Raw genomic sequence first — 17,019 nt, 5'->3', positions numbered from 1 at the left:
GGGAAACAAACATGTCAAAGATTCTGGTGGTGGACGATTCGAGCACGGTACGCGACGAAGTGGCCGGCTTCCTGAGGAAGAACGGTCTCGATGTCGATACGGCGGTGGACGGCAAGGACGGCTTGAGCAAGCTGAAGAGCAGCCCAGGCATCCGGCTCGTGATCAGCGACGTCAACATGCCGAATATGGACGGCCTCACAATGGTCGAGAAGATCCGCGGCGAGCTCGGCAACAGTGCGGTCAACGTGATCATGCTGACTACCGAAAGCAGCCCCGCAATGAAAGAGCGTGGCAAGGCGGCGGGCGTAAAGGGCTGGATCGTCAAGCCGTTCAAAGGCGAGGCTGTGCTGGAAACCTTCAGGAAGCTCGCAAGCTGATCGTGCTGCGGTCTTGCCGCAGCGACTCGATCTGTGCGTGGGTCAACCCACACTAAGCCCTGCGATTGCGGTGATCCGCCGATCCGAGGTAGACGCGTTATGGAGCGTCGAACGCCTCGTGCAAGACCCGGTTTGATCCGGAAGACGAAAACGCACCCCTCGGAGCAGAGCTAGCCTGCGCCGGTGGTGTATCCAGTTGCACGGCTCTCAGCATTGCGCTCTGAAGCGGTCGTGACGCCCGACAGCAAATCCGCAAACGTTGTCGTCCAATCTTCGATGCTCTTCACGCCGAGCGCGTGTAATTCACCCCGGACGGCTGTAAGCGAAATTCGGCGCGCTTCAGTATCATTGACGCCGAATGGCCCGAGGTAAGCGCCGGACTGGCGCGCACGCTGCCAGGCGCATCGGGCGGGCCGACAATAACCAGCGGAGAATGCACTTGGAATCCGGAACCCCCATCGAGACGTGGTTAACAGAGGAGACGGAAGTACTGGGCCGGCTCAACGCGGGCCCTGGCCCCGGACTGGCACGCCCGGAGCAGATTGCCGGCAAGACAGGCCTGGAAGTCATGCAGGCAATGCTGCAAGGTGAAATCCCTTATGCCGCCATTGCAAAGACCCTCGACTTCACGCTGATGGAAGTCAGCTCAGGGCGTGCCATGTTTCAGGGCACCCCGCTCGTCCAGCATCTGAACCCGCTCGGCACCGTTCATGGCGGGTGGATCGCCACCTTGCTCGATTCGGCGCTCGGTTGTGCAGTGCACACCATGATGCCGGCAGGGCGTGGTTACACCACGGCCGAACTGGGCGTGAATTACGTCAAGGCCGTGACGCCGCGCGTAAAACGGGTGCGCGCCGAGGGCACGGTCATCCATTGCGGCCGCCAGCTGGCTACCGCAGAGGCGCGTCTGTTCGGGCCGGACGGCACGCTCTACGCGCACGCAACGACGACCTGTCTCGTGTTCGAGATCCCACCACGTTAACTGACGTGCAGCGTCGGGGCGCCTGGCACGCTGCTGGCGCGCCCTGGCGCTTTCCATTACATTGCGAGGATTGTCTTCGCCGCGGGGTCGAGCGCGTGTGCTCCGGTCCGGCAAAACTCACTGACGTCTCTTGCCCGCTATCGTCTCCTCCATGCAGCCTATCGTCTCTGTCGCGAACCTGTCCAAAACATATGCCTCTGGTTTTCATGCGCTCAAAAGCATCAACCTGGAGATTCGCCGCGGCGAGATCTTTGCGCTGTTAGGCCCAAATGGCGCCGGCAAAACCACGCTGATCAGCATCATCTGCGGCATTGTCAAGCCGACCCAAGGGAGCGTGACGGTAGATGGCCACGATATCGGCAATGACTACCGCGCTGCCCGCTCGTTGATCGGACTGGTGCCGCAAGAACTCACCACGGATTCGTTCGAAACCGTCTGGGCGACCGTTTCGTTCAGCCGGGGTCTGTTTGGCAAGCCGGCCAATCCCGCTCACATTGAGAAGGTGCTCAAGGACCTGTCGCTGTGGGACAAGCGTAACAACAAGATCATCACGCTGTCGGGCGGCATGAAGCGGCGCGTGTTGATTGCCAAGGCCTTGTCGCATGAACCACGTGTGCTGTTCCTCGACGAGCCGACTGCCGGCGTCGATGTCGAGTTGCGACGCGATATGTGGGCGCTCGTGCGTTCGCTGAGTGCGAGTGGCGTGACGATCATTCTCACCACCCACTATATCGACGAGGCCGAAGAGATGGCGGACCGCATTGGCGTGATCAATGGCGGCGAGATCATGCTGATCGAGGAAAAAGCCGAATTGATGCGCAAGCTCGGCAAGAAGCAGCTCTCGCTGCAGCTTGAAGAGCCGTTGCAGGAAGTGCCCGCCGCGCTCGCCGACTTTCGCCTGACGCTCTCGGCGGATGGCAGCGAGCTGATTTATACCTACGACACCGAGCGCGAACGCAACAGCATCATCGCGTTATTGAAGGCGCTGGAAGACGCAGGCATCCGCTTCAAGGATCTGCAGACCACGCAGAGTTCGCTTGAAGACATTTTCGTCAGCCTGCTCAGAGGTGACCAATGAATATCTACGCAATCCGCGCCATCTACAAGTTCGAGATGGCCCGCACCTGGCGCACGCTGATGCAGAGCATCATTGCGCCGGTCATTTCGACCTCGCTGTATTTCGTCGTATTCGGCGCCGCGATCGGCTCGCGCATCAAGGAGGTGGACGGCATCAGTTATGGCGCGTTCATCGTGCCTGGCCTGATCATGTTGTCGCTGTTGTCGCAAAGCATCTCGAACGCGTCGTTCGGGATCTACTTTCCGCGCTTCACCGGCACGATCTACGAATTGCTGTCCGCACCGGTTTCGTATCTGGAGATCGTGGTGAGCTATGTAGGTGCGGCCGCAACCAAATCGATTCTGCTCGGCCTGATCATCCTCGCTACCGCGGGGCTATTCGTGCCGCTGCAGGTACAGCATCCATTCTGGATGGTGCTGTTTCTGGTGCTGACGTCGGTGACCTTCAGCCTGCTTGGATTCATCATCGGCATCTGGGCGGATAGTTTCGAGAAGCTTCAACTCGTGCCGCTTCTGATCATCACGCCACTGACTTTCCTCGGCGGCAGCTTTTACGCTGTCAACATGCTGCCGCCGTTCTGGAAGGTCATTACGCTGTTCAATCCCATCGTTTATCTGGTGAGCGGCTTTCGCTGGAGCTTTTACGGTCTCGCAGATGTGGAGGTCGGCGTGAGTCTCGGCATGACCGCATTGTTTCTGGCCGTCTTTCTGGGCATCGTTGCGTGGATCTTCAAGACGGGTTACCGGCTCAAGACGTAAGCACGTGGCTTGAGGACTTTCATGGCGGCGCGGCGGTCGGCCGGGCAGGAATTGAGCGCAAACTGTCCTGACCGAAGTGGCGGAAAGTGTATCTGTCGACCCGACGGCCGCGCCGACAGAATGATGACCGGCCGACCATCCTGTTCACTGACTACGCGGATACCCAGCCATGACCCGACTTCGAATCACTACCTGCGGCCACGTTTTCCTCGCCGAAACCAACCCGGATGCGCCGCAGACGGTGGCCGCCTTCCTGAAGCTGCTGCCGTATCGCCAGAAGCTGATCCACGTGCGCTGGAGCGGTGAAGGCTGCTGGGTGCCGCTCGGCGAATTCAAGCTCGAAGACGGCGGCAAGGCCGTGGGCTTCGAGAATCACACGAGCCATCCGTCGGTGGGCGACATTCTGTTTTATCCCGGCGGCTATAGCGAAACCGAAATCATCATGGCCTACGGCTCGTGCTGCTTTGCCAGCAAGCTGGGGCAGCTGGCCGGTAATCATTTCCTCACGGTCGTCGAAGGCAGGGAACATCTACGCGAGGTTGGCGTGAAGGTATTGTGGGAGGGCGCGCAAGACGTGCTGTTCGAACTGGCCTGAGCACCGCTGCGGCTTGCGCGCTCGCAATCCGGAGCCGCTGTAACTGCGCCGCGCCATGACCGAACTCTTCCGGGTCCGCCAATGCGGGCCTTTGCGTTTCTTGCCGGCGGCACGCGTGCGCTGCACTCGGGATATTCATCTGACGTAATGCCGGTTTCAGCGCTGCCGCCCGCATGCGGGCCAAGCCACGTGATACGCTGGTACAGCGGCGCATCCGATGCGCGCCGGCCGACGGTGCGCGCCCGCTTTTCTCCTTCCTCGTGGCGGCAGGCCCTATTTCATGCCCGATACGCAAACACGCCCGCTCCGTGCCTTTGCCGAAAGCCTCCGTCGGCGGCAGGTCGATCTGACCGAGCGCTGGATGAGGGCGGTTTTCCACGACGCGGAGCTGAACGAGGCCGAGCAGCTGACTTACGAACAGCTATCGGATCATGTTCCGGCCATTCTCGAAGAGATCTGCAGCGCGCTGGAAACGCAGGATCTCGACGGGGTCGAGCCGGCCATCGAACGTAACGCGCGCCAGCACGGCAAGCTGCGCTGGCGGCAGGGCTACCGGATCGACGAACTGGTGCGCGAGCTTGATCTGTTCCGGCAGATGCTGGCCGGCCAGATCGTCCAGTTCAGCGACTCGCATGCATCCTTCACACGGCGTCATGAAGAGCGCGCGCGGCATTTTATTGACGAGGCGGTGAGTTTTGTCACGCTGACTTCGATTCGCGAGGTGGTCACCGAACGTGATCGCAAGATCGACGAATACACGGGGCGGCTCGAGCGCGCCAATCACGAGCTCACACTCAAGCAGCGGCTGGTGGGCGATCTGTACGAGTCGCGCATGCAGATTACACGGAGCGTCGTGCACGATTTGCGCAACTTCCTCAACGTGTTTTCCATGGCGCTGCAGCTGATCGCGCGGGCACCCGCGAAGCTCGAAGCGGCGCTTGCGCTGGCCAATCGTCAGGCATCCGACATGAAGGCGTTGGTGGATGAACTGGTCGAGTATTCCGTCGTGCTAGGCGATACGAGTCACCTGACGCTCGAGCCGTTTAGCCTGCGTGAACTCTTCGACGAACTGGTGGCCTCGTGTGGCCCCGCGATCGAAGCAAAGGGGTTGCGCCTCGTTTCCTCGTTCGATGCGAGCTTGACGACCGTGGTGTCCAATCGCCTCAAGCTGAAGCAGATCGCGCTCAATCTGCTGACCAACGCGGCGAAGTACACGAAGGTCGGCGAGGTCTCACTGATCATGAGCGCGGACGGCGACACCCAGTGGCGCATGCGTGTATCGGATACGGGCGTGGGCATTGGCCCATCGGACCGCGAGCGGGTGTTCAAGGAATTCGAGCGCGCCACCGCGGAGGATATTCCCGGCGCCGGACTGGGACTCGCGATCGTCAAGGAACTGACCCGGACGCTCGATGGCCAGATCCGTTTCGATTCTCGCGAGGGTGGCGGAACGACGTTTGAGATTACGTTTCCGGTGGAATTGCGCGCAGCGGAGTGAAGGCGTTGATATCAATGCCAGGGCATTGGGCGAGGCGTCAGGCGCGACCCAGCGCGCCTGACGTTGGAGCATTCAGTGTCCATCCCGCGATTGCCGCCGCGGGATGGCCATTTCCCTCTGTTGCGCCCAGCTGCATCTGGCTGGCTCAGCCAGTCGTCAAGCGGCTGTCAGTGGAACAGCTTGATCGCCTGCAGCAGGGTATTCACCACGCCCCACGCCAGCGGAATCAGCACATATAGCCAGAAGACGGCGAGTTTGACCCTCGAGGTAGGGTGGGCAGTCTGGATGGTGCTCATGTCGGTCTCCTTATTGGTCGCTCTTGAGCTGCGCATCGGTCATGTGATGCCGGTCGTCCACACGCTTGATCAGCAGGTTGCAGATGAAGCCGATCACCAGCAGCACGGCCATGATGTGCACGGTCATCGTGTAGGCGTCCGCCTTGGCCACGCCATGCGTCACTTCGTAGGCGCGGATGTAGTTCACCAGCACCGGGCCGGCCACCCCTGCCGCGGCCCACGCGGTGAGCAGACGGCCGTGAATGCCGCCGACGAAAGCCGTGCCGAACATGTCCGCCAGATAGGCCGGCACAGTGGCGAAGCCGCCGCCGTACATCGACAGGATGACGCAGTAAGCCAGTACGAACAGGGCGATTTGCCCCGATGCCGCGAAGCTCGGCACGAGGTAATACAGCACGGCGCCTAGCGCGAAGAAGACGAAGTAGGTGTTCTTGCGGCCCATCCAGTCAGACGCGGACGCCCAGACGAAGCGCCCACCCATGTTGAAGAGCGACAGCAGGCCGACGAAGCCCGCCGCGGCCGCCGCGCTCACCGAATTCTTGAAGCTTTCCTGAATCATGACCGAGGCCTGGCCGAGAATGCCGATGCCGGCCGTGACGTTCAGGAACAGCACGAGCCAGATCAGATAGAACTGCGGCGTCTTCAATGCCTCGTCGATATGCACATGATTGTGCGAGATCATCTTCTTCTGGTTGGCGACCGGCGGCGTCCAGCCTTCCGGCTTCCAGTCGGGCGCCGGCACGCGGATCGCGAGCGCGCCGATCGACATCGAGATGAAGTAGGCAATCCCCAGTACCACGAAGGTTTCCGCGACGCCGATGCTGGTCGCGCTGCGGAAGTGGTTCATCAGTGCAACGGAGAGCGGCGCGGCGATCATCGCGCCGCCGCCGAAGCCCATGATCGCCATGCCCGTGGCCATGCCGCGCCGGTCCGGGAACCAGCGGATCAGCGTCGACACGGGTGACACATAACCGAGCCCGAGTCCGATGCCGCCAATCACGCCGTAACCCAGATACAGCAACACGATCTGGTGAGTCCACACGCCGAGCGCCGAGACCAGGAAACCTCCGCCGAAGCAGCATGCCGCGGTAAACATGGTGCGGCGCGGGCCGACGTGCTCGAGCCACTTGCCGGCAAACGCAGCCGATAGCCCAAGGCACACGATGGCCAGCGAGAAGATCCAGCCGAGTGTGGTGAGCGACCAGTCGTCCGGCGTGGATTGCGTAATGCCGATCACTTTCGTGAGCGGTCCGTTGAATACGGAAAAGGCGTATGCCTGGCCAATACACAGATGCACGGCGAGCGCGGCGGGCGGCACCATCCAGCGTGAGAAGCCCGGCCCCGCAATGGTGGCCTGTTTGGAAAAGAATGGGGGCGAACCCGGAGTTCGGGTCGGCTCAGTGATGCTGCTCATGGTCGGTCTCCTATGACGGTTTTCATTTTGTTATCGGACTACCAGGGAAATGCTTGAGCGTCATGGGGCGCAACCGCATCCTGTCTCAGGGTCGACCCATATGTTTTTTCATTTCATATTAGGTAAAGACCCGAGCCACATCCCCATGGCTGATCAACGATAGGGCGCACAGAGTCTGTTGGCAATATGAAATGTGAGTGCATGAGTAGTTCACCTGAGGTGTCGATGCGCTACGCATGGATCAAGGGCGGCTTTCTGCGCCGCGTCACGCAAAATGCCGCCCGAAGGCGGCATTCGTTACAGCAAGGCGGAGCAGCGCGCGGCTACTACGCCTACGATCTGAGCCCTCAACGAGGCCTCAAACCGTGCGGCCGGTTTTCATCCGCGCGGCGACCAGCAGCGAGATCAGGCAGCCCACGCCGAGGTAAGCCGCCACCGGATGCCACGAACCACCGGCGAGGCTCACCAGTCCGACGGCGATAAACGGCGTGAACCCGCCGCCCACCACGCTCGCCACCTGGTAGCCGACGCCTGCGCCGCTGTAGCGGTATTCGGTGCCGAACAGTTCGGTGAACATCGGTTGCTGGACGCTCACCACCATGTCGTGTGCCACGTTGGCCAGCATCACCGCGAAGAACACGATCCAGACCGTTGCGCGCGCATCGAGAGCGAGAAAGAACGGCACGGCGCTCAACATGCCCACGACCGCGCCGATCATGTAGATGCGCCGACGGCCGAAGCGGTCCGCGGCCATTGCGAAAAGAGGAATGGTGACACAGCTGAGCGCGCCGACCAGCAGACCGATGGTGAGGAAGAAGGTGCGCGGCATGCCGAGATTGGCGGTCGAGTAATTCAGTGCGAAGGCGGTCACGATATACATCGTGAACAGCTCCGCGAGGCGCAGCGCAATGATCAGCAGAAACGCCTGGGGATTTTGCAGCAAGGCTTCGACGATCGGCAGACGCGCGCGGCGCTCCCCCTTTTCCACGACCTTCTCGACGAATTCTTTGGACTCTTCCATGTTCGAGCGAATCCACAGTGCGATCAGCACCAGCAGCACACTGAACAGGAACGGCAGGCGCCAGCCCCAGGCGAGGAAGGTGGCGTTGTCCATCACGTGGCTGATGATCGACACCAATCCGGTAGCCAGCACAAGACCCACGCCGTAGCCGACCTGCACGCCGCTGCTATAAAACGCCTTCTTTTTCTCGGGCGCGCTTTCGCATGCCATCAAGGCCGCGCCGCCCCATTCGCCGCCTACGGCGAAACCCTGGATGGCGCGCAAGGTCACGAGCAGCACGGGCGCCCACCAGCCGATGATGGCGAAAGACGGCAACAGGCCGATTGCGGCGGTGGACAGGCCCATCATCATCACCGTCAGCACCAGCATGCGCTTGCGGCCGAGGCGGTCGCCATAGTGGCCGAACACGAAACCGCCGAGCGGCCTGAACAGGAAACCGACGCCGAAGGTCGCGAAGGCCGCGAGCGTGCCCATCGCGGGACTGACCTTCGGGAAGAACTGGGTATTGAAAACGAGCGCTGCGACGATGCCGTACAGCAGGAAGTCATACCAGTCGACCACCGCGCCGACGAAACTGCCCAATGCGGCCTTGCGAGCCCTGCTGCCGTTGCTGGCGGCTTCGATACGCGCCGCTGCCGATACTGCTGTGGTCATGACCTGTCTCCGATCCCATGCAAGTGGGTTGCTGTCTATCTGAACTGCGCGATGACCGGATCGGCTGCCGGGCCCGGTTGGCCGGCTAGCGCGCATGGTTCGGCGCAGGGTTCCCCGAACAATAGAGAGATCGCGGGGCTTCGACAATCCGCATTTGAAGCGGATTGCGCGATCAGCGCACGAAAGTGCGCGAATAGCGCGCGTTTTCCGCGTTAACACCAAGTGTGGGGAAGCCTAAGGTGAACCACGGCGTGTCATGCGGCATAGAGCGCCGGAACGCGCCGAGGCAGAGGGGAGATGACAGATTCGTCATGATTGCGTCACTTCGTCGCAAGTGCGCGGCGCCGAGAATGGGTTCCGTCGTATCGCTGTTTTGCACACCCGGCCGGAAGCGGTTCAATCCGGCCAACCTCACTCAGGAGCCCGTCATGAAACTCAACCGCTATCTGGCATTGGCCGCCGTCGCCGGCGCATTGCTGTCGTTCGGTCAAGCCTCGTTTGCGCAAAGCGCCGACACCACCGCCAACACCGGCAAGACCCGCGCCGAAGTCCGCGCCGACCTGGTTCAGGCCGAAGCCCAGGGTGTCATCCCCGGTCACAAGACCGACTATCCGCCGAGCCCGCAACAGATCGCCCAGAACCGCGCCACCTACCAGGCCCGGCACCTGGACAACCGCGTCAACATGGCATTCAACTGATGCACCGCGGCGAAGTCTCAGCGCGCCGGAAAATGCAGATGGAAGCGCGTGGCTGTTGCGTCGCTTTCGACGGACGCGCTGCCGCCGTGCAGTTCCATGATGGTTCGCACGATGGCGAGCCCGAGGCCGGTCGAGCCTGACGGATTGCTGCGCGATCCGTCGACGCGATAGAAACGGTCGAACAGCCGCGACAGATGTTCGGGAGGAATCGGCATACCGGGATTGGCAACCGTGACCGTCATGCCGGCCGCGCCGCCGCTTGCCGAGATCGACACGGTGTCGCCGCGCGGCGTATAGCGCAGCGCATTCGCGAGCAGATTGCCGATGGCCCGGCGGAACAGATCGACGTCGGCATATAGCTTGCCGTCTGCGTTCACCGCGATGCCGATGCCGGCGTCGTCGGCGATGCCTTCGAAGTAGTCCGCGACCCGCTCCAGTTCTTCCTGAACCGGGAATTCAGTCGCCGTCGTCATATATTGCGGGTTGTCGGCGCGGGCCAGAAACAGCACGTTCTCCACCATTCGCGACAAACGTTCGCACTCTTCAATATTCGACACCAGCAAGGCCTGATACTCGTCCGCCGAACGTGAACGCGCGAGCGCGACTTCGCTGGCGCCGCGCATGTTGCCAAGCGGGGTGCGCAGGTCGTGGGCGAGATCCGCCGTGAACTGCGAGAGCCGTTCAAAGCCGAGTTCGAGCCGTGCCAGCATGGCGTTCAGCGCATCGACCAGTGCCTCCAGTTCGCGTGGCACGTGATCTGCCGGAATCCGCGTGTCGAGCTTGCCTACCGTCACGCTCGCTGCGCGGCCCGCAATGTCGCGAAGCGGCCGCAGGGACGCGCGCACCGCCAGATAACCGAGCGCGACGGCCGCGATCAGCGCAGCCAGCGTGGTGAGCATGACGGTGTAGCGGTAGCGCGCGAGCATCGCTTCACGGTCGCTCATCTCGCGGCCCACCACCGCGCTGACTACGGAGCCGTCGCCGAGCGCGATATCGGTGGCGACCCCGCGTATCGTCAGGCCGCTGGGCGTATGCCATTGCTGCACGTCGTGTTCGAGAATGCGGTTCGACGGTTTCACGACCGGCAGATCGTTGATCTCGAAGTGCGACGGATTGCGTTCGAGCAGCACGTTCCCGGCTGCGTCCTTCATTCGCAGAAAAAACGCCTGGTCGCCGAGCACCAGACTATCGAGGCGCGACTCGTGAAGGCGGATGGCCTGCGCGGTCTCCAGCTCGCTCGCGAGCCGGCGCAGATGACGGGCCGTCAGCACGAGGCCGATGTCGTCCTGCGAGCGGATCTGTTGCGCCAGCGCCCGATACAGCACGCTGCCGCCCACGCTGAACACCAGCACCGTGATCAGCGCGAACCAGGCGGCGAGCCGGACGGTCAGCGAGATCCGCTTCATCAGGCATCCTTCACTTCGAGCACATAGCCGACCCCGCGCACCGTGTGCACCAGCTTGACCGGATAGTTGTCGTCGATTTTCGAGCGCAGCCGCCGGATCGCCACGTCTACCACGTTGGTGTCGCTGTCGAAGTTCATGTCCCACACATATGACGCGATCTGCGTGCGGCTCAGCACTTCGCCGCTGCGCCGCGCGAGCAGATGCAGCAGTGCGAACTCGCGCGGCGTGAGGTCGATGCGCTGGCCGGCGCGGCGCACCTTGCGCTGGCTCGCATTGATTTCGAGGTCGCCGATGGTCAGCGTATCGCTCTCGCGCGTCTGCCCGCGGCGCGCCAGCGTGCGGACCCGGGCAAGCAGTTCGACGAACGCGAACGGTTTGATCAGGTAGTCGTCGGCGCCGAGCTCCAGCCCGCGCACGCGGTCTTCGATCTCGTCGCGCGCGGTCAGAAACAGCACGGGGGTGTCCTTGCGCCCGCGAATCTGTTGCAGGACTTGCCAGCCGTCCATACCTGGCAGCATCACGTCGAGCACGATCACGTCGTGGTTGTCTTCGAGCGCGAGGTGCAGGCCGTCGACGCCGTTGCGCGCGACATCTACCGTAAAGCCGGACTCTTCCAGGCCTTTTTTCAGGTACTCGCCGGCCTTCGGCTCGTCTTCGATTACGAGAATCCTCATCTCGGTCGCCTTTCAGGTTGCCTTGGGTTTTGCATGATGCAGATGCTGTCGATGATACCCGGCTCGCACCCTAAAATTCATTACGTGTTTGTCATCCGCGGGCCGGCTGGTCACAAAACGCCGCTGGCCACGCTGCGCCCATCCTTATCGTCGAGGCGCTTGTGTTTTCATGTGGATCGCCAAAGTCGCCGTCCGTCTTCCCTGGACGGTTATCGTGCCGGCGTTTGCTGATCAGCATCGCGCAGTCCGCGTTTTATGCGGACCCGGTGGTGACGGTGATGGGCGGAATCTGGTGAGATCGGGTGACCAGGGCCGCTTCGGTGCCCCCCGACGGCTACTGTTAGAGGAAGCGCTGGCAGAGAAAAGGCGAATAGTTGTCGATGGCGTCCTGGATCGGCGCATGGTGGCCGTACGCCGCTGCCGATACGGCGACCAGCGATGCAATCGCATAAGGCCGCAGCCGTGACGACAGCAGCGGCGTTTCCTTCCAGCTCACGAACAGCAAGGTCACGACCATGCCCAGCGTCCAGCCGGCGATCACCTCCGACAGCGTATGCGCCTTGTCGAAAACGCGCGCCGTGCCGATCAGCGCGGCGAGACCCAGTCCGATCATCAGCGCGATGCGCGTGCCGCTGCTCGCCGCGCTATCGCTCCCGCTGCGCAAGGCAATCAGGAAGGCCATGGGCCAGACCGCCGAGGCGAGCATCGTATGTCCGCTGATGACGCGAAAACCGATGCTCGGAAACTGCACGCCGCAGCCCGCATAGAGGATCTTGGTCACACCGACCATCAGCATGCCCGCGGCGAGCGGCGTGAGCCACACGAGCGCGGCGCGCCATCCCGACAGCGACACGGACAGCCATGCGCAGCAGACGATCGCAAGCGGGAGCGTCAGGGCGGCGTCGCCCAGATCGCTAATAGCAGGCCACATTTCGGATCCTCGCAAACTTCGGAAAGGGACGCGGCATGTCAGTTCACCGACCTGACGAACGCCGGGTCGCGGATCAACGCCGAGACGCTCAGCTTAACCGTATCGTCGAGCGCAATCGTGACGTTGGTGAACTTGGGATTCTTCTGCCGAACGGTTTTGGTGCTGGCATAGACAACGCGGTGCGTGGCCGCGTCGTGGACGATGTAGTGGACCTTCAGCGTCCACACGGCCGGCGAGCGGACGTCGTCCACTGCGAATACTTCGATATGTCCGCTCAGCACCTTGCCACTATCAGCGACCTTGAAGCCGGCAATTTGCAGCTCATGCGCAATGTCGTTGCGAACCGCCTCGTTGATGTCGAATCTGGTCACGATGCCGGTCATGGCCGTGTTTTCGATGCGATTGGCCGACACCCGGCCGGCGCGCGCCGGCTCGTAGACGAACTCGCTTGCGGGGGCAATGCTGAGCGCGCCCGTGGGATGTTCCACCGGCGGCGCGGAATGAAAGAAGCTGAACAGCGAACAGGCAGACAATTGCAGCGCGGCGAAGGCGATGCCGCAGCGCCTGAAGAGAGCGGATTTCACGTCGGGATGGGCAAGCCATGCCGCGCGCCGTGCCTGAGACAGGGCGCACGGCAAGCCAGATGCTGTGCGAGAGAAAACGTGATTTTGTGTCAGAAACAATTCCGCCGAAATGAGACCTGTCCTAAATTTACGATTATGCATTGAGACCCAGACGCCACCTGAAATTTCCGCGTATGGGTGGAAAATCGGCCACGCCCCGTCTTATAAATCGTCCTGAGATGCAAGACTAGTCCTATTTTGTGGCAATACGCCTATCAGTAGACGACAGGTTCCTGTTGACGGGCCGCGCGGTCCGATGTCGTAACCGTGTCCAGGCGGCTTATCCCTCTGTTCCGCGCCGCTGCGACGCGCCGAGGTACGCTCGCCGCTGCCCGCAGCCTTCTGTTTCGACTGCGAGAACCCCTACGCATGTGGTTGTATCAACGTAACACCTTCGCGCGCGCGCAGGTCATTTCCACTGATGCGAGCCGTCAGGCTCATCCCAAAAGCCGATCCTCGCTGGGCTCGGCCGCCGGCACGGCAGTGCTGAGCGGTGCGATGGCCGTGCTGGGCGTGCCTGCGCCGGACGCGGTGCCGGGGCAAAACCGCACGGCCCCGGCTGGCACAGGCGAGATTGAAGTGGAAGCGGCCGGGCTGCGCGCGCCGGAATTTGCCTTGAACTGTGGAACTTCGCAAGAGGTTATGGCAAGCATGTCGTGCTGCGTCACGCGCACGGTTACACGACCGGCTACGCGCATCTCTCGGCTTTCGAGGCGGGTCTGCGAGTCGGTGCGCCGGTGGCTCGGGGACAGCGCCTCGGCGCGGTTGGCGAGAGCGGTGTGGCGACCGGCCCGCATCTGCATTTCGAAGTGCGTCTGAACAACCAGCCCACTGATCCGCTGAAACTGACGAGCCGCGTCCTCGCCGTACCGCTGGCGGGTGCGCAGCGAACCGCGTTCGAGCGCGTCGCGAGCACGGCGCGCGAACAGTTGGCGGCCTTGTCAGGCGAGATGCGTAGCGCGTCGAATCCGTCGTCAAGTGGTTCGCCGGCGTTGTTCTGACGTTGCGTCGGATGAGCGGGTGGTGCTCTGCCCGAGTGCTACCCGTTGTCATCACGCCCAATGTGATATCCCTTATCACGTGTCAATCAGCACACCTCAATTGCGCAGACGCGTGGCATAATTCGCCGGCTTTCATTTTCCAAACCGCATCGCATGTTGCGTCGCCATCTACAGAAGATCGGCAGTATCCTCGGATTGCTCGCAATCCTGATGGCGACGCTCGCGCCCACGGTATCGCAAGCGTTGAGCGCGCACGACAGGCTCAACGTCGCGCTTGCCGAGCGTTGTTCGGTATTGCAGGGCGCGGCGGACAGCGAGCACGGCCCAGCGCACCCGCTCACGTTCCATTGGCAGGCCTGCGGCTATTGCGGGTTGCTTGCGCATTTCCCCGTGGTCCCGCCTGCCGGTGTGGTGTTCGCCACGCAAGCCGCGTTTGCACATACGGTGCTCGTGCATGCAAGCGCCGGCACACACTCTCTTCCTCCTGTCACATCGGCGCAACCTCGCGCGCCGCCTCTGCACGTTTCTTGATGCCGTTATGACCGCGCGGATCGCCGCGTGGCGTACTCGTCTTTCCAGGAAACGCTTATGCACACTCGTACTTTCACACGCGTGGCGGCTCGGCTCGCGCTCGTTTTTAGCGCTGCAATCTGTAGCACGCACGCTTTCGCACACATCACCGCGCAGCCGAATGAAGCCGTGGCGGGTAGCTATTTCGAAACCTCGCTGAAGGTGCCGCATGGTTGCGACGGTTCATCCACCGTCGCGATTCAGGTGACGATTCCCACTGACGTGCTGTCCGTCAAGCCGCAGATGAAACCGGGCTGGCAAGTCGACTTGCAAACCCGTGTGATCGATCCGCCGCTGAAGGGCGAACATGGCGCGGTGATTGCGAAGGCCGTCAGTGCAGTCGAATGGCGTGGCGGTCCGTTGCCGGACAGTCTGTATGACAGCTTCGGCCTGGTGATGAAGCTGCCCGATACACCCGGCAAAACGCTATGGTTCCCGGTCGTACAGACCTGCGAGAACGGCCGGCGCGAATGGACCGGAATTCCCGCTGAGGGACAAAGCTGGCACGCGCTGCCTGGGCCGGCGCCGTTCGTTCGGCTCAAGGTCGTTGACGAAACGGCAGCGCATTCCGCGGCACATTGATCGCGAACCTGGTTCGCATTCCAGATCTATCCAGATCGCGCTGCCTCGGTGCAGCGCAGGATCCTTTTATCATGTATCGATTCATCCAGCGAAGCGGCCTGCTCTCCGGCACCGCCGCTCTTTTTGCAAGCCGCGCGCTTGCGCAGATCGCCGATCCCGCGGCGGCTGATCCGCAGACGCATCTGCTCGAACCCGTGATCGTACAGGGAAGCGCCAGCCATTCACTGACTTCGGGTACGGTCGCCCAACAGAAACGCACGCTCGACGAAACGGCTGGCTCGGTCGGGTTCGTGGATAGCGCGTCGTATGCGGACACCTACGCGTTCACGTTGCGCGATGTCCTGAAGAACGTGCCCGGCGTTTTCGTGCAGAACCGCTATGGCCAGGAGCTGCGGTTGTCGATCCGCGGTTCGGGTATTGCGCGCTCGTATCACACGCGCGGCCTCGAAATTCTGCAGGATGGCATTCCCACCAACCTCGCGGATGGCAGCGGCGACTACTACCAGATCGATCCGCTCGCGTTGCAGGCCACCGAGGTCTACAAAGGCGGCAACGGTCTCGCGTACGGATCGTCGACGCTGGGCGGCGCAATCGATTTCCTCACGCCCACGGCGTCGAGCGCGCCCGCACCGAACCTCGTGCGGCTCGAAGGCGGCAGCTACGGCACGGTGCGCGGCAGCGCGCAGGTGTCGCGTGTGATCGGGCCGCTCGATTTCATCGGCACCTTCACCGTGAATCACGCGGATGGTTTTCGTCAGCACGAACGTGGTCAGTACGAGCAGTTCAATGCGAACGTCGGCTATCGTTTCAGCCCGACCGTGGAGACGCGGTTCTATCTCGGCGCGTATATCGTCGATCAGCAGTTGCCGGGCACCCTGTCGCTCAACGACGCGCTGAACAACCCGACCAAAGCGGCCGCGAGCGCACTCTCGGGCGACCAGGCGCGCAACACGCGCACCGGGCGCATCGCCAATCGCACCACCGTCAGGCTCGACACCGGCCAGCTCGACTTCGACACGTGGGCGATCCACAAGAGCCTGTATCACCCGATCTTTCAGGTGATCGATCAGGACGGCTGGACCTACGGTTTCGCGCCGCGCTATACGGCGACGCTCAACTTTGGCGGTATGCGTGACGACGTGATTGCGGGCGCGCGTTTCTTCGGCGGCAATACGCAGGCGCGGCAATATCTGAACATCAACGGTTCGCGCGGCGCGCAAACGCTGGATGCATCGCAGAACGCCTACAACTACGAGGCGTATGTCGAGAACCGGCTGTTCTTTGTGCCCACCCTCGCGTTGATGACCGGCATCAAGGCGCTGCGCGATGTGCGCGAGTATGTCGACCATGGCGGCCTCGCGGCTGATCCGAACTACCGCTCGGCGAGCCAGACGTACAACGGCGTCAATCCGAAGCTAGGGCTGTTGTGGCAGCCCAATCGTGAGATTCAGGCATTCGCGGATATCACGCGCAGTCAGGACGTGCCGGATTTCACCGACCTCACGCAGACGTTCGCCGCCACCACGCGTTTCACGCCGCTGCAATCGCAGCATGCGTGGACGCTCGAAGTCGGCACCCGTGGCAGCCGCGATCGCCTCAGCTGGGACTTCACTGCGTATCAGTCGCTGGTGCGCGATCAACTGCTGCAGTACACCACCAACCCGGACGTCCCGGCCTCGACGTTCAACGCGAACCGGACCGTGCTGCGCGGTATCGAGGCTGCGGCGTCCGTCGACGTATGGCGCGACATTGCAGGGCCGGGCGCCGGTGACCGCGTCACGCTCTCGGGTTTATGGAACCTGAGCGATTTCCGCTTCAAGGACGATCCGCAATACGGCTCGAACCGCATTGCCGGTGTGCC

17 protein-coding genes and 1 pseudogene are annotated in these 17,019 nt (G+C 62.3%); 11 read left to right on the top strand and 7 right to left on the bottom strand.

What is annotated here, in order from left to right; all coding sequences use genetic code 11:
* The first annotated feature begins 11 nt into the window (after positions 1-11).
* The 6 genes from VGH41_RS21990 to VGH41_RS21965 all read left to right on the top strand — a co-directional run bounded on the left by VGH41_RS21990 (position 12) and on the right by VGH41_RS21965 (position 5,288).
* Complete coding sequence (locus VGH41_RS21990) at positions 12-377, top strand: response regulator (RefSeq protein ID WP_331599700.1); 366 nt, start codon at positions 12-14, stop codon at positions 375-377.
* A gap of 439 nt (positions 378-816) precedes the next feature.
* On the top strand, positions 817-1,359 hold the full coding sequence (locus VGH41_RS21985) for a PaaI family thioesterase (protein ID WP_331599698.1): 543 nt from the start codon (positions 817-819) through the stop codon (positions 1,357-1,359).
* 151 nt (positions 1,360-1,510) lie between these two features.
* Complete coding sequence (locus VGH41_RS21980; protein ID WP_331599697.1) at positions 1,511-2,437, top strand: ABC transporter ATP-binding protein; 927 nt, start codon at positions 1,511-1,513, stop codon at positions 2,435-2,437.
* Complete coding sequence (locus VGH41_RS21975; protein WP_331599696.1) at positions 2,434-3,195, top strand: ABC transporter permease; 762 nt, start codon at positions 2,434-2,436, stop codon at positions 3,193-3,195. The genes VGH41_RS21980 and VGH41_RS21975 overlap by 4 nt, the downstream gene beginning before the upstream one ends.
* Before the next feature lie 169 nt (positions 3,196-3,364).
* A complete protein-coding gene (locus tag VGH41_RS21970) occupies positions 3,365-3,790 on the top strand; it encodes a DUF3830 family protein (protein ID WP_331599695.1) in 426 nt (141 codons plus the stop codon).
* A 280-nt stretch (positions 3,791-4,070) separates the two neighbouring features.
* A complete protein-coding gene (locus tag VGH41_RS21965; protein ID WP_331599694.1) occupies positions 4,071-5,288 on the top strand; it encodes a sensor histidine kinase in 1,218 nt (405 codons plus the stop codon).
* Positions 5,289-5,455: 167 nt separating this feature from the next.
* On the opposite strand, the gene VGH41_RS21960 is transcribed toward VGH41_RS21965, so the two are convergent.
* From VGH41_RS21960 to shiA, 3 genes are all read right to left on the bottom strand, one after another.
* The gene (locus VGH41_RS21960; RefSeq protein WP_331599693.1) at positions 5,456-5,584 is read right to left on the bottom strand and encodes an MFS transporter small subunit; all 129 of its coding nucleotides are present in this window, start codon (positions 5,582-5,584) and stop codon (positions 5,456-5,458) included.
* A 10-nt stretch (positions 5,585-5,594) separates the two neighbouring features.
* The gene (locus tag VGH41_RS21955) at positions 5,595-6,998 is read right to left on the bottom strand and encodes an L-lactate MFS transporter (RefSeq protein WP_331599692.1); all 1,404 of its coding nucleotides are present in this window, start codon (positions 6,996-6,998) and stop codon (positions 5,595-5,597) included.
* Between the two features lie 358 nt (positions 6,999-7,356).
* Positions 7,357-8,673 carry a shikimate transporter gene (shiA, locus tag VGH41_RS21950; protein WP_331599691.1) on the bottom strand — a complete coding sequence of 439 codons (1,317 nt, stop codon included), beginning with the start codon at positions 8,671-8,673 and terminating at the stop codon, positions 7,357-7,359.
* Between the two features lie 428 nt (positions 8,674-9,101).
* On the opposite strand from shiA, the gene VGH41_RS21945 reads away from it, so the two are divergent.
* Positions 9,102-9,371, top strand: coding sequence for a DUF4148 domain-containing protein (locus VGH41_RS21945; protein WP_331599690.1), 270 nt, complete (start codon positions 9,102-9,104; stop codon positions 9,369-9,371).
* 17 nt (positions 9,372-9,388) lie between these two features.
* On the opposite strand, the gene VGH41_RS21940 is transcribed toward VGH41_RS21945, so the two are convergent.
* The 4 genes from VGH41_RS21940 to VGH41_RS21925 form a co-directional block, all read right to left on the bottom strand.
* A complete protein-coding gene (locus VGH41_RS21940; RefSeq protein WP_331599689.1) occupies positions 9,389-10,777 on the bottom strand; it encodes a heavy metal sensor histidine kinase in 1,389 nt (462 codons plus the stop codon).
* Positions 10,777-11,451 carry a heavy metal response regulator transcription factor gene (locus tag VGH41_RS21935; protein WP_331599688.1) on the bottom strand — a complete coding sequence of 225 codons (675 nt, stop codon included), beginning with the start codon at positions 11,449-11,451 and terminating at the stop codon, positions 10,777-10,779. Before VGH41_RS21935 ends, VGH41_RS21940 begins: the two co-directional genes overlap by 1 nt.
* A gap of 340 nt (positions 11,452-11,791) precedes the next feature.
* On the bottom strand, positions 11,792-12,382 hold the full coding sequence (locus VGH41_RS21930; protein WP_331599686.1) for a phosphatase PAP2 family protein: 591 nt from the start codon (positions 12,380-12,382) through the stop codon (positions 11,792-11,794).
* A 38-nt stretch (positions 12,383-12,420) separates the two neighbouring features.
* Complete coding sequence (locus VGH41_RS21925; RefSeq protein WP_331599685.1) at positions 12,421-12,966, bottom strand: hypothetical protein; 546 nt, start codon at positions 12,964-12,966, stop codon at positions 12,421-12,423.
* A gap of 644 nt (positions 12,967-13,610) precedes the next feature.
* Here VGH41_RS21925 and VGH41_RS21920 point away from each other — a divergent pair.
* From VGH41_RS21920 to VGH41_RS21905, 4 genes and pseudogenes are all read left to right on the top strand, one after another.
* Positions 13,611-14,006, top strand: a pseudogene (locus VGH41_RS21920) (M23 family metallopeptidase); the annotation flags it as partial.
* Positions 14,007-14,159: 153 nt separating this feature from the next.
* Positions 14,160-14,537: a DUF2946 domain-containing protein gene (locus VGH41_RS21915; RefSeq protein ID WP_331599684.1), complete on the top strand. Its 378-nt coding sequence runs from the start codon at positions 14,160-14,162 to the stop codon at positions 14,535-14,537.
* A gap of 57 nt (positions 14,538-14,594) precedes the next feature.
* Entirely contained in the window at positions 14,595-15,158 is a 564-nt protein-coding gene (locus VGH41_RS21910; protein WP_331599683.1) for a YcnI family protein, read from the top strand.
* Between the two features lie 71 nt (positions 15,159-15,229).
* Positions 15,230-17,019, top strand: a 1,790-nt coding sequence (locus VGH41_RS21905) for a TonB-dependent receptor family protein (protein ID WP_331599682.1), incomplete at its 3' end; no start/stop codon positions are given.

The sequence above is a fragment of the Paraburkholderia sp. genome (assembly GCF_036488795.1).
In the GTDB taxonomy this organism is placed as follows: domain Bacteria; phylum Pseudomonadota; class Gammaproteobacteria; order Burkholderiales; family Burkholderiaceae; genus Paraburkholderia.
This window is presented reverse-complemented; position numbering and strand designations above follow the sequence as displayed.